General features: G+C 62.8%; 10 protein-coding genes, 1 tRNA gene and 1 pseudogene. 9 read left to right on the forward strand and 3 right to left on the reverse strand.

Annotation, left to right across the window (positions count from 1 at the left end; genetic code table 11):
- Positions 1–291: 291 nt before the first annotated feature.
- The 3 genes and pseudogenes from H3T89_RS08080 to H3T89_RS08090 all read right to left on the reverse strand — a co-directional run.
- A pseudogene (locus H3T89_RS08080) lies at positions 292–1653 on the reverse strand (DUF4032 domain-containing protein); the annotation flags it as partial.
- A gap of 171 nt (positions 1654–1824) precedes the next feature.
- On the reverse strand, positions 1825–2952 hold the full coding sequence (locus H3T89_RS08085; RefSeq protein WP_015022674.1) for an ABC transporter ATP-binding protein: 1128 nt from the start codon (positions 2950–2952) through the stop codon (positions 1825–1827).
- 201 nt (positions 2953–3153) lie between these two features.
- Entirely contained in the window at positions 3154–3552 is a 399-nt protein-coding gene (locus H3T89_RS08090; RefSeq protein WP_154312993.1) for a carboxymuconolactone decarboxylase family protein, read from the reverse strand.
- 165 nt (positions 3553–3717) lie between these two features.
- On the opposite strand from H3T89_RS08090, the gene H3T89_RS08095 reads away from it, so the two are divergent.
- From H3T89_RS08095 to H3T89_RS08135, 9 genes are all read left to right on the forward strand, one after another.
- Complete coding sequence (locus H3T89_RS08095; protein ID WP_198216776.1) at positions 3718–5736, forward strand: serine/threonine-protein kinase; 2019 nt, start codon at positions 3718–3720, stop codon at positions 5734–5736.
- A 61-nt stretch (positions 5737–5797) separates the two neighbouring features.
- Positions 5798–6721 carry a DsbA family protein gene (locus H3T89_RS08100; RefSeq protein ID WP_198216777.1) on the forward strand — a complete coding sequence of 308 codons (924 nt, stop codon included), beginning with the start codon at positions 5798–5800 and terminating at the stop codon, positions 6719–6721.
- A gap of 110 nt (positions 6722–6831) precedes the next feature.
- Positions 6832–6905 (forward strand) — tRNA-Thr (locus tag H3T89_RS08105).
- 402 nt (positions 6906–7307) lie between these two features.
- On the forward strand, positions 7308–8738 hold the full coding sequence (locus H3T89_RS08110; protein ID WP_198216778.1) for a G5 domain-containing protein: 1431 nt from the start codon (positions 7308–7310) through the stop codon (positions 8736–8738).
- Positions 8739–8771: 33 nt separating this feature from the next.
- Positions 8772–9653, forward strand: a complete 882-nt coding sequence (gene rsmA, locus H3T89_RS08115) for a 16S rRNA (adenine(1518)-N(6)/adenine(1519)-N(6))-dimethyltransferase RsmA (protein ID WP_198216780.1) — start codon at positions 8772–8774, stop codon at positions 9651–9653.
- Positions 9650–10570, forward strand: a complete 921-nt coding sequence (locus H3T89_RS08120) for a 4-(cytidine 5'-diphospho)-2-C-methyl-D-erythritol kinase (protein WP_198216782.1) — start codon at positions 9650–9652, stop codon at positions 10568–10570. Before rsmA ends, H3T89_RS08120 begins: the two co-directional genes overlap by 4 nt.
- Positions 10571–10580: 10 nt before the next feature.
- Positions 10581–11192, forward strand: a complete 612-nt coding sequence (locus H3T89_RS08125; protein WP_015022681.1) for a LytR C-terminal domain-containing protein — start codon at positions 10581–10583, stop codon at positions 11190–11192.
- A gap of 221 nt (positions 11193–11413) precedes the next feature.
- Positions 11414–12070 carry an InlB B-repeat-containing protein gene (locus H3T89_RS08130; RefSeq protein ID WP_198216783.1) on the forward strand — a complete coding sequence of 219 codons (657 nt, stop codon included), beginning with the start codon at positions 11414–11416 and terminating at the stop codon, positions 12068–12070.
- Positions 12043–12702 (forward strand): hypothetical protein, encoded by a 660-nt coding sequence (locus H3T89_RS08135; RefSeq protein WP_198216784.1) that lies wholly within the window; start codon positions 12043–12045, stop codon positions 12700–12702. Before H3T89_RS08130 ends, H3T89_RS08135 begins: the two co-directional genes overlap by 28 nt.
- The last annotated feature ends 101 nt before the right edge of the window (positions 12703–12803 follow it).

The raw sequence follows: 12803 nt of genomic DNA on the forward strand, positions 1-12803 counted from the left end.
ATCCTGATCATCCTGATCGGCAGCCGCATCCAGACTGCCAGGAGCATAGACCGACCTCAACGAACCCCGACCACCACCCGCATCCTCAAAGGCCGGCTGCGACGACACCTCCTTGACAGCCCGGTCACGGTCCGTCTGGGTGCCTGCTCCGTTCTGGCCTCCAGCGTTGGTTCGGCCAGTCACCCCACTGCCAGCTGCGTCTTGGCCTTCCACTTCATGGCCATTCGCATCCTTGTCAGTCCGATCGCGGCCGGCCTGCTCACCTTGACCGGCCTGGGCATGGCCGCCCTGCCAATTCATCTCGTCGTCGACCACCCCGGCATCGGCCTCTTCGTTGATGGTCTTCATGTCCTCGGAATCCAGCCGGTACTCGGGCAGGGACTCGCTGATGTAGCTCTGCACGGCCTCGGCCATGGGCACATCGTGGCCGGCCTTCTCGGCCATCAGCCAGCGGTGGGTCAGCACCTCATGGAAGAACTGGGCCGGTTCGATCTGCGAGCGATATTCCGGCGGAATCATGCGCACGGTGGGCTCGAAGACCTCGCGCATCCAGTCGGTGGCCACGATCTCCAGGTCCTCGCCCTGACGCCAGGTGGATGCCCGGTAGGCATCCAAATCGTTGAGCAACCGCCGGGCCTGATTCTCCTGCACATCCAGACCGGTCAGCCTGAGCAACTTGCGGGAGGCATAGCCGGCATCGACCACCCTTGGGCGCACCAACACCCGGTTGCCGTCCTCCTCGGTCTTCATCTCCAGCTCGTCCACGTCGAAGCCCAGATCGTTGAGCCTGTTGACGCGGCGCTCAATCTTCCACATCTCATCAGGATCGAAGCTGTCCACGTCCGTCAGAGCGCTCCAGAGGGAGTGATAGCGGTCCACCAGCCGGTTGCCAACGCCGACCTCGTCCACCTCGCCAGCCAGCAGGTTGCCGGAATCCAAATCCATGAGCTCGCCGATGATGTTGGTCCTGGCCAGGTCAATGTCGTACTCGCGCTGGCCATCCGTCAGGCTGGGGTGCAAATCACCGGTCTCGGCATCGACCAGGAAGGCCGAGAAAGCATCGGCATCACGCAGGAAAAGCACGTTGGACAGGGAGACATCGCCCCAGTAGAAGCCGGCAAGATGGAGCCTTACCAGAAGGACCGCCAGGGCATCGATCAGACGCTCTGCTGTATCCGGGCGCAGATTGCGGGCGAAGAGGGCACGGTAGGGCAGTGAGAACTTCAGGTGCTGGGTGACCAGCATGGCCTCAAGAGGCTCGCCCTCACGGGTGTGCCGTCCTGTGACCACGGCGATGGGGTTGACCGTGGGCAGCTCCAGTTTTTGCAGCTTGCGCAGGAGCTCGTACTCACGCTCAGCCACCCGCTGTGTAATCTCCTTCATGGCGTAGACATCGTCGCCCACGTGGACGAAGCGAACCACGTGTCGGGAGATGCCTCTGGGCAGGTTGGCCAGCAGATCCCGAGGCCAGGTGGCCAGCGGCCGCTCCCAAGGCAGGGTGAACATCCTGGGATTGGAGCTTGTAGCCGTGATGTGCAGGGCAGCCGGTTCCTGCTCGGAAGAGGGGTCGGCCGTGGTCTTTATCGAGGTGGCTTTCATGGCGCGAGGATCCAGAGAGGAGGCCGTCGCCCGGTTGATGTTCACGCTAGTCATGCTTCATCCATCCCATCGCCGCCCATCCTATACGGGAAGAGCCCCGCACGGATGCGCCGCGCGGGGCCTCTGGTCACCCGGTCAAAAAGGAAAGGAAATGATATCAATGATTGATACAGGCCCTGCGGATCGGCGGGAAACCGTGGCCGAACCACAGGGTCACAGAAACGCTCAGTTCAGCCGCAGCTCACTGGCCGGGGAGAACAGGTGCATCTTTTCAGGATCGATGTGAATCTTGACCACATCGCCAACCTTGGGCAGGTCGCGCGGGTTGACGCGGATGGTGGTCAGCTTGTTCTGGTCGGACATGACGATGGCCTGCTCAGCCACGCTGTTGTCGGTCAGAATGTTGCCGTAGATGTAGCCGTCGGAACCCAGATCCTCAACGTTGGCCACCTTCAGGGAGAAGGCATCCGGATCGGAGGGGCTGGCCAGACCGGCATTCTCGGGACGGAAGCCCACGACGATCTTGCCCTGGTCCTCGGGAGTCAGCTTGTCGACGGCCTCGCGCGGCAGGCTGATGGTGTCCTCGCCGATCTTGGCCTGGCCGTTGACCACAGGGTGGATGTTGATGTTCATGGAGGGCGAGCCGATGAAGCCGGCCACGAAGACATTCTCAGGTCGATCGTAGAGCTCGGTGGGCGCGCCCACCTGCTGCAGGACGCCCAGCTTGATGACGGCAATCCTGTCGCCCATGGTCAGAGCCTCGGTCTGATCGTGGGTCACATACAGGGTGGTGACGTTGAGCTGACGCTGCAGGGCCGCGATCTGGGTACGGGTCTGGACACGCAGCTTGGCGTCCAGGTTGGACAGAGGCTCATCCATCAGGAAGACCTTGGGCTGACGCACAATAGCGCGTCCCATGGCCACACGCTGACGCTGACCACCGGACAGAGCCTTGGGCTTGCGGTCCAGGTACTCGGTCAGATCCAGCACCTCGGCGGCCTTCTCCACCCGCTGGCGAATCTCGTCCTTGGGGGTGCCGGCGATCTTCAGGGCGAAGCCCATGTTGTCGGCCACGGTCATGTGAGGGTAAAGGGCGTAGTTCTGGAAGACCATGGCGATGTCGCGGTCCTTGGGCTGCATGGTCGTCACGTCCTTGTCGCCGATCATGATACGGCCCTTGTTGACCTCTTCCAGGCCGGCCAGCATGCGCAGGGTGGTGGACTTTCCGCAGCCGGAAGGCCCTACCAGAACAAGGAATTCACCGTCTCTGATGTCCAGACTGAGGTCACTGACCGAGGGCTCATCGTTGCCCGGGTAGATACGAGTGACGTGGTCGAATACGACTTCTGCCATTGTTCATCCTTTCATCGGCAGGTACGTGCCGAACGATCCGTAGTGAAGGGTTGATTTTCACTGTGGTTCCGTCCCGGGGTCAACACCGACATCGGCATGGCCATGCGACGGTTTTCTATTTTGTGGTTAAGAGAAACTCTCCCTTGAGCCAGTGTCCACTATACACCAGGGTCTGAATTCGACGTGCGAACCCTCGCCGACTCAGTCCTTGGGCTTGTCGGAATCTTCGGCATCGCGCTCAAAGACCGTCCTGGCCACGTTGATCGCGTTGATGACCCTGGGGAATCCCACGTAGGGAGCACATTGGAGTATGGCTTCGACCACGGCCTGCTTGCTCAGGCCCACATTCAGGGCTCCCTGGATGTGAACGGCCAGCTGTGGAGCCGTGTCTCCCTGCGTCACCAGACTCCCTATGGTGACCAACTCGCGCTGCTGAAGATCGAGTCCTTTCCGGGTGTATATGTCGCCAAAAGCGAATTCGACAATCCAGCGACCCAGGTCCGGCGCTATGTCCTGAAGGGAGTCGATGACAGCCTGGCCTCCCTTGCCGTCAATAGCTGCCAAGGCCTCGGATCCCTTTTCAAAGCGCGAAGCTTCCATGAAGCCCCTTCTTTCTGTTGTTTTGCATATTGCCCAGCCGAGAATATTGTATCAGCGCCTGTTTTATGCCGTCGACTGTCTAGCCATTTGCGGCAATCTCGGACGCGGCGAAACAGCAGGAACCGCAATCAGGTGCTTTTCAACCTGTCGGGGCACAATGGAGATATGAGCGATCTTGAGGGTTTGGACCTAAGGCCGGGACGGCTGGTCGGGGGCTACACCCTGATTGAGCCCCTTGGTGGCGGAGCCATGGGGTCCGTCTGGCGCGCGCGGGATGGCGGGGGCCAGGACTACGCCATGAAGATTCTGCGGGAATCCTTGGAGGAGGACGAGCAGACCTCGCCAGACAACTCTGACGAACGGGACCGCGCCTCGGCCCGCGAGCGCCTGCGACGCGAGGCTCTGGCCCTGCAACGGATCCGTCATCCAGGCGTCTGCCGGATCGTGGATATGGAACTTGATGATGCCCTGGCCTTCATCGTGACCGAACTGATCGAGGGGCGCAACCTTCGCGACGACGTGGCTGTCAATGGCCCCTATCGGGGCGACGATCTGGAGCGGCTGGCACGGAAGCTGATCGATGCCGTCGCTGCCGTCCACCAGGCGGGCATCGTCCACCGGGACATCAAACCCACCAATGTCATGATTTCGGCCTCGGGTCCGGTGCTGGTGGACTTCGGCATCGCCATGGGCCAAGGGCAGAGCCATGTGACCCGGACCGGGCTGGTCATGGGAACCCCTGGCTTCATCGCCCCGGAGATCATCGACGGAGCCGAGGCCGACCAGGGAACCGACTGGTGGAGCACAGCCGCAGTTCTGGCCTATGCAGCCACTGGACGGGCAGTCTTCGGCGACAAACCCATGATGGCGGTCCTGGAACGGGAGGCCTCGGGCAATGCTGACCTGTCCGGACTGCCCATCGGCACCATGAAAGCCCTGCGCTCGGCCCTCTCCCCCGACCGAGGTGCGCGTTGCACACCCCAGGAGCTCCTGGAGGCCATCAGCCGGGATGCCATGGATCCGCAGGCCTGGCAAGGGGAGCAAGACGACCAGAGCGTGGAAGGGCAGCAGAACGGCAAGGGCAGTCAGGAGACGATGCGCCCTTTTGGCGGCGGCTCTTCGGAGGCTGAGGAGCAGACCGACTCGCCCACCATGGTCGTTGAGCCGGCCACCATGCCCATGCCGCCTATTACGCAGGCTAATCCAGACAGTCCACGGACGGCCTGGTCACAGCCTCCGACAAACGGCAAAGCCGATGAACAGACGACCCTCCTGCCCGACTTGGAGCAACCCACCACCCTCTTGAATCCCCTTCCCGCAGCCCAGGAGCAGCAGGAGCAGACGCAGACCTGGCAGGACCGCCAGCCCCTGGCCGACCGCCAAGATCTTCAAGCCACCACCGTCCAGGATCCTCTTCCACCGGCACAGCCCCTGCCCAGCGGATACCGCAACGAGGCGAACACCCGCTGGCTGGGAGACCAACCCCCCGCCCAGATGCGACGCCTGTGCTACCTGAAAGCCGGAACCTCCTGCCTGGTAATGCTGGGAATCCTCCCCGCACTGCTGACAGCTCTGGCCCCGGTCTCCGCACTGGCCACCGCCGGAATCCTCCTCTGGGCCCTGAGCACCGCAGGATGGAGCATAAAAGCCCAAATCGAACGGGAACTGCGTCGCGACGGCCCTAGGCGGGGCACCGATCGTCTGTTGAACGCAGCCGCCCTCCCCTGGCACCTGCTCAAGGGCCTGGCAGCCGCCCTACTCCGTCTGCCGGGCATGATCCTCGTTCAAGTCCTGGTCGCTCTGCCGCTGACCTGGGCGGGCGCCCTCACCACCGTTCGTGTCGGTCTGACCTTGGGCGAGCGCCTTCTGACCGTCCCCCTGCCAGCGGCCAGGCCCCTGTCCGCCGGCGGACTGGCCATGGCCCTGGCGACGCTTGCCGGCTGGATGTTGACGACTCTGCCGACGCAGGACCGCTCAGCCCCCAAGGCCAACAGCGGCAACATGGTCCTGCGCCTGGCGGCGGGCCGAATCCCTATGGGCCGCCAGGATCCCGAGGCACCGGGCAACCCCCGCCGCAGGTGGATTCTGCTCCTGATCTGGCTGCTGATTGTGGCCGTTCTCCTGGCCGGGCTGATTGTCCAGCCCTCCATGGACTGGGCCCCTATCCACCTGCTGCGTGCCTAAGGTCGTGCTCCACCCCTGACGGCTACACTGTGCTCAGTACGCCAAGGAAAGGATCCAGGTCATGTCCAAGGGCAAGCAGAACCGCAAGGCCGCGCTCAAGGCCCAGGAAGAGGCCCGTCGGCTCCAGGAGGCCAAGGAACGCCGCCAGCAGACCACGATCGGCGTCATCGTCACCGTGGCGCTCATCATCCTGATCGCTCTGGGCGGATTCCTCTACTGGCGCAGCCATCGCCCGGTCAAGTCCCAGGACCTGGGGCAGGCCCGTCAGGCCGTCGCAAAGGTCAAGGAAAAGCCCTCGGCCGCCAATGACCAGGGCGGCTTTCTGATCAGCTCCCAGGGACTCAACAAGCCGGTGGCCAAGGCTCCGACCGTGGAGATCTACATGGACTTCATGTGCCCAGGCTGCGGCGCCCTGCATCGCGGGTTGGACTCCACACTGACCGGTCTGGTGGATGCCGGCCAAATCAACCTCGTCATCTACCCCATGAGCTTCATGGACCGGCTCTCCACGGACAACTACTCGACCAGGACGGGCACGGCCACCATCTACGTGGCACAGCACGATCCGGACCACCTGCTGCCCTTCATCGCCAACCTCTACGCCAAGGACTTCCAACCGGACGAATCCGACTACCACCCCGTCAGCAACGACAAGATCCGTCAGCAGGCCATCAAGGCCGGGGTTGATCCCAAGGTTGCCGACCAGGCGCTCAACGACCACTACCGGGACTGGATCAAGGCCATGGACGCCTATACCCCCCTGCGCAAGGAACTCTGGAATCCCTCCGGTTCCAATAAGGGACAGATGACCACGCCCACGGTTCGCATCAACGGCAATTACTGGGAGCTGGGCAACCTGTCCCGGGCGGGCTTGGACTACAGTTCGGGCCTGCTCAAGGCTCTGGGTCTGGACCAGTCCAAGGTGGGCGTCAAGGGAGCCATGCCGGCCATCGGCGCCTCCGGCCATCCGCGCTCACTGGACTGAGCTGGGCACGGCGAGAGAAATTTCGCGTCCAGCGTCCCCTTGGGGGCACGGTGATGGTACGATATCATTCCGTACCGCGGCCCGGAATGCTGTAATGGACCACCGGGACCGCCTCCTTAGCTCAGTTGGCCAGAGCAGCCGCCTTGTAAGCGGCAGGTCGTCAGTTCGACTCTGACAGGAGGCTCTACGCCAGGAACGAACCATAAATCCTACTGTTCGGCTTTGTCTCCGGGCAGGTTATAATAGTGGACATTACCTGGATAATTGCAAATACTTCCCTCGAGTAAGTCATTTCGGAGGCTCGTTCTCCGAAGTACGAACGGAGCTTTTCCCCAACCATCTCCGTTCGTATTCGAGGACGGGATCATTCCCCTTCATTCCCGTCCTCTTGACGTTGATCCGCCGGCCCAGGGCCCGGGTCTTGAAAAGCCGACTGACCGATGACGGTCAAGTCGGCTTTTTTGTTGCCACTCCCTCTGCGACAAATGTGGATATTTGCCCGACCTTGCGGATTGTGCGGCCTCGTTCCATGCCCGCGCCGTTAGAATTGCCGGGTACGGACAAGGCAGGAACGGGAGGCGAGCACATGGCCAGACGCTGGACACCGCGGCGTTTCATCGTGCTCAGAAGGATTCGCGTGGTCTCCTGCGCCCTCCTGGTCGTTCTGGCAATGATCCTGACCTTCGGCGTTACTGCGCGCAAGAGCGTGGCGCTAAGCGTCAATGGGCAGACCAAGATGGTGACCACCTACGCCTACAGCGTGGACGGTCTGCTGCGCCAGCAGGGAATCAAGGTCAAGACCCACGACTTGGTTGATTCCACCTCCGGAGGCCAGCTGCACAACCACGCGGCGGTCACTGTGCGCTCCGCCTATCAGACCACTATCGTCATCCAGGGCCAGCGGGTGCCCTTCTGGACCACGGCCACCAGCATGGACCAGCTGCTTGGGTTCTTTGAGGAGAACCGCAGGCAGGCCATGAAGGTCACCGTGGATGTAGGCAACATCTACAACCAGCTGACCGGCGGTCTGGTCATCAACCAGGCGGGGCCGGTCACTGTCATTGCTGACGGGAAGACCTCGGTAGCCCCTGACGGCAAGCTTCCAGCAGCATCCATCCTGGACTCCAAGGGCATCGTGCTGGGCAAGGAGGACCGGGTCAGCGTGGAGCATGACCAGGGCACCACTGTGCTGCGGGTCCAACGGGTCACCCACGGAAACACTCAAAAAACAATCCCCATACCCTTCGCTACCAGGACCGTGGTCGACCCGAGCCTGGCGCCCGGTCAGACCCAAATGCGACAGGCGGGCGTAGTCGGTCAACGGCTGCAGACCATACAGGTCACCTACGTGGACGGGCAGGCCGAATCAGAGCAGGTGGTCAAGGAGGAGACCGTAGCCATGCCGGTGGATCAGGTGGTGGCCGTCGGTCCCGACAAGCCGAAAGAGGAACAGAACAGCGGGCAGCAGTCCAAGGAGGACACAGGCAAGGACTCCCAGCAGACGCAGAAGACGCCCTCTCCGAGCCCCTCGCCCAGCCAGGATTCGCAGTCGGCAACGACACCGACCCCTACGCCAACACAGACCAAGCCTCCGCAGACGACGCAGACAACCAAGCCGAAACAACCAAGCACACCGGCTCCAGCTCAGCCCGAGAACAAACCAGCCCCGTCGCCAGCGCCGAGCCCATCTCGTGACGGTCTTTGGCATGCGGAACCTGGTGTAGCCCAGGTCTACGCCGGGGGTGCAGCAGCCCAGCGCGGATGGACGGGTTCGCAATTCAATGACCTGGTGACACTCTGGAACAAGGAGTCAAGCTGGCTCTGGTATGCCCAGAACCCCAGTTCACCCGCCTATGGCATTCCCCAGGCTAACCCTGGCTTCAAGATGGCGCAATTCGGAGCCAATTGGCGTGACGATGCTGCTGTCCAGATTGATTGGGGCCTCTACTACATCGCACAACGGTACGGCAGTCCTAGTGCGGCCATGAGCTACTGGAACGTACATCATAACTACTGATCCCCTAACCACATCCACGAGCAACGAACCGACATGAACACTAAAACCGAGAGTGACCGCCTCCTGGGAGCAGCCGACATCCGACGCCTCGCTGACCAGATCGGCATCCACCCCACCAAACGATTGGGGCAGAACTTCGTCATCGATCCAGGGACTGTCCGCAGGATCGTCCGTCTGTCGGGAGTGGTATCCGGCCAATCCGTTCTGGAGGTGGGTCCTGGTCTGGGATCCCTGACTCTCGGTCTGCTGGAGGCGGGCTGTCTGATGACCGCCGATGAAATCGATCCCGCCCTGGCCCGGCAGCTGCCGCGGACCGTCCGCGAGCGCATGCCGGAGAGCCTGGACCGGCTGACTGTGATCAACCGGGATGCTCTGACACTTACCCCTCAGCTGGCAGGCGACGCGGGCACAGCCACCGACCTGGCCATGGTGGCCAATCTGCCCTACAACGTAGCCACTCCGATCATTCTGACCCTCCTGGCCCGGTTCGCCAATCTGAGCCGGTTCCTGGTCATGGTCCAGAAGGAGGTTGCGGACAGGCTGACGGCCACCCCGGGCTCCAAGGTCTACGGCGCTCCCAGTCTGAAGCTGGCCTGGTATGGGCATGCCGCCCAGGCGGGCAGGATCGGGCGCCATGTCTTCTGGCCAGCCCCCAACGTGGACTCGGCACTGGTCTCCTTCACCCGGGACAAGGACGGACCCGGACGCACGGACGAGGGAACGAGGACCCGAGTCTTCTCCCTGATTGATGCCGCCTTCGGACAGCGCCGCAAAACCCTACACGCCGCCCTGAAGGGCCTGGTGACCGCTGAAGTCTTCCAGGCCGCAGGCATCGACCCTGCACGCCGGGGGGAAACCATGACCATCGAGGAGTTCGTGGCCCTGGAGCAAGCCCGCCGCGAGGTGGCCGCTTGAGCCCGGCCGCCGGAAGGGAAGGCATTGCCCTCTACTGTCCCGCCAAGATCAATCTGAGGCTTCGTGTCGGTCCGGCCCAAGCCGAACTTGGAGGGCGACACCGCCTGGACACCATTTACAGCGCTGTGGGAATCTGGGATCGGGTGGAACTACGTCGGACAGAACCCGGCAACGGCTTCCGCTTGAGCCTGGAGGGCGACCACTTGGGCGACCTGAACCGCCGGGATGCCGATCCACGCGCCAACCTGGCCGTCAAGGCCCTTCTGGCCATGGCACAGGCCACCGGGCACCAGCCTGATGTGGCTATTCACATCCTCAAACGGATACCTGTGGGCGCCGGGCTGGCCGGTGGATCCGCGGATGCTGCCGGAACCATGCTGGGGTTGAACCGGCTCTGGAATCTTGGAATGGCTGCCGCCGAGCTGGACCGCATCGCCGCCAGGCTGGGCGCGGACCTGCCCTTCTGCCTGCATGGAGGGCTCAGCAGAGGTACAGGTTTCGGCCAAATTCTTGAGCCCCTGGATCCGGATGGCCTGCAGGCCCAGCGGCTGTCCCGTGCTGGGCTGACCGGACACCTCCTGATCGGTGCCTACGAAGATCAGTTGAGCACAGCCCATGTCTACAAGGCCTTCGATCTGATCGGACCCGGCCCCAACGACCCGAACGACCTGCAGGAGACCGCCTGCACCCTGCACCCGCGCTCGCGCCAGGCTCTGGACCTTGCCCGGCAGGCAGGCATCGGACCGGCCTTCGTCTCTGGATCGGGCCCCTCCGTGGTGGTCATGGCCCCTCACCCCAAGCAGGCAATCGCATTGATAAGGCTCTGGCGGGAGCAAAATGCCGTGGACAGGATAATCGAGGCTGACTCGCCAGTCCTGCCCAGGATGGTCCCCCTGAGAGTCACCCATGGACAGTAGAGTAGGCAGCATGACGAATCCCGAACCACTCGACGAACGCGAGGCCCGCAGGCAGTTCGTACGACGGCGGCAGAAGATGGTTTTCACCATAGTCGTCAGCGCTCTGGTTGTTATCCTTATCATCTGCGGTCTGATTATCTTCGAGTCCATCGGGCATACCGCCAAACATGCCAGCATCACCAAGCCCAACTATGGTGTCGCCGTGCCCTGCCCGCCTGACAAGTCCAAGCTGGTCAACCACCCCGACATCCGTGTGCGGGTGCTCAACGGAACCAACAAGTCAGGTTTGGCCACTGCCCTGGCCTCTGCCCTGCGTAATCGGGGATTCAATATGCAGGATGTGGCGGACTATCCGGGCAAGACCGAGACAGCCCGTACCGAGATACGTTTCGGAGCTTCGGCCATTGACCGTGGCTACACAGTGGGATCCCAATTCAATGATGCCATTCTGATCATGGACGACCGCAGTGACGATCTGATTGACGTAGTCGTCGGGGCCACTTTTACCGATCTTAACGACGAGGACAGCACCCCTGTCGTAGGACGTAGAATCGAAGCCATCAAGGGCTGCCAGGCCGACCCCTCCTCCATGAAGAACCTGCCCAAGGCTCCCAAGGCCTGACACCGCAGCAATGTTGCCGGCCTGGCATCCCGCCCAGGAGCGCGGACCCGGCTGTTGCAGAACCCCCAACAGGAGGCGTTTGCGCGCCGTGATAAGGTAGCAAGCGTAATACCCTTGGTTGGCGGGTGTTTGCGCGCTTGATACAGTTTCTTAGTACAGTTTTGAGTGTGATGTCCGGGGGATGCTGTAGCAGGCTCTGCGAAGAAGGGGATCGACTCATCTTGCGTCAACGTTCGGGCATGGCAGCCGCCGCCCCGGCCTTTCTCCTAGCCCTGTCCTGCACACCTGCTTTGGCCGGGAGCATCAGCGGCCCATCCGGAACAGCCACGCCCACCACCCTGGACAAACAGCAAGGAGGAGGGGGTCTGGAGAACCCCGACAGGGATGATAGCCCGCAGGCCGCATCGCCGTCCTCCCCCCCCCCGTCAACGTCCTCACCCCTGCCAACGCCCTCGCCTTTGAGCCACACGACCCCGATGCCCTCCTCACCCACACTCGATGCTGCCGACGATGCTGCTGCAGTCCAGGCCCAATCCTCCGCAGCCTGGATGGTCAGCTTCGACACGGCAGGCGGCGACAGCGTCGACAGGCAGACCGTCCCCGACGGGGGCCAGGCCAGTCGGCCCAGCCCCGACCCCGCCAGGGACGGATACCTGTTCGACGGCTGGTTCCAAGGCGACGTTGCCTACGACTTCACCCAGCCCGTCACCGGCAGCACCACCCTCACCGCTCACTGGACCAAGGGAGACGGCTATTGGGCCATCAGCCCCAGCCAAGGGCCCATAGCCGGAGGCGCCAAGGTCACCTCACCCCGCCCGCGCGACGCGGCATCAGACTCAGCCAGCTCAGCATGGGAGGCCTTCATTCCGCTGCCATAGGCTCGGACGGCAACCTGTACGCCTGGGGGTGGAACTACACCGGCCAGCTGGGCGACGGCACCACCACCGACCGGCAGACGCCGACCCTGGTAGGCAAGCCCCAAGGAGCGCCCAAAGGATTCACCTGGAGACAAGCCAGCCTGGGATGGTATCATTCCGCAGCCATCGGCTCCGACGGCCAACTCTACACCTGGGGAAACAACGGCAACGGCCAGCTGGGGCGTGCCCCCTCCAACGCCTGGCCGGCCAGCCGACCAGGCCCGGTCAGCTTCCCCGGAGAGCCTCAGACCACCAGCGTATGCTTCGGCCAGAATCAGGAGCAGGGCACGTGCCTCGCCGCAGGCAAGGATCTCAAGCCCAGCCCCGACGGCACCTGGAAGGTGACCACTCCCCCTTACACGCCGGGGCTGGTGCCCGTGGCCATCGACTGGACCCAGGACGGCAAACAGCAGGAAACCGACAAGGGCAACACCTACCGGTACCTTTCCATGGCCAGCCTGCCCCTGACCGGAGGCGACGGCATGCTCCTCTTGCTCGCCACAGGACTGCTCACCGCCGGAGCCGCAATAGCCGCCAAAAGCCGCCAAAAGCAGGCCCGAATGACAGACGGCATGAACACTTCACACGAGTAAGCAACAGCCCGGGCCACACAACAATCACAGCCAATACCAGCCTGGCACCTGATGACCATGCAAGCATCTTCCACATATAATTCGGCGGCATCCGAACACGC

It is taken from the genome of Bifidobacterium sp. W8114, assembly GCF_016101165.1.
Taxonomy (GTDB): domain Bacteria; phylum Actinomycetota; class Actinomycetes; order Actinomycetales; family Bifidobacteriaceae; genus Bombiscardovia; species Bombiscardovia asteroides.

Excerpts from the sequence above, each read along its gene's own strand:
- H3T89_RS08095 (WP_198216776.1), top strand. The coding sequence starts at position 3,718 with ATGAGCGATCTTGAGGGTTTGGACCTAAGGCCGGGACGGCTGGTCGGG.
- H3T89_RS08085 (WP_015022674.1), bottom strand. The coding sequence starts at position 2,952 with ATGGCAGAAGTCGTATTCGACCACGTCACTCGTATCTACCCGGGCAAC.
- H3T89_RS08110 (WP_198216778.1), top strand. The coding sequence starts at position 7,308 with ATGGCCAGACGCTGGACACCGCGGCGTTTCATCGTGCTCAGAAGGATT.
- H3T89_RS08100 (WP_198216777.1), top strand. The coding sequence starts at position 5,798 with ATGTCCAAGGGCAAGCAGAACCGCAAGGCCGCGCTCAAGGCCCAGGAA.
- H3T89_RS08125 (WP_015022681.1), top strand. The coding sequence starts at position 10,581 with ATGACGAATCCCGAACCACTCGACGAACGCGAGGCCCGCAGGCAGTTC.
- rsmA (WP_198216780.1), top strand. The coding sequence starts at position 8,772 with ATGAACACTAAAACCGAGAGTGACCGCCTCCTGGGAGCAGCCGACATC.
- H3T89_RS08135 (WP_198216784.1), top strand. The coding sequence starts at position 12,043 with ATGGGAGGCCTTCATTCCGCTGCCATAGGCTCGGACGGCAACCTGTAC.
- H3T89_RS08090 (WP_154312993.1), bottom strand. The coding sequence starts at position 3,552 with ATGGAAGCTTCGCGCTTTGAAAAGGGATCCGAGGCCTTGGCAGCTATT.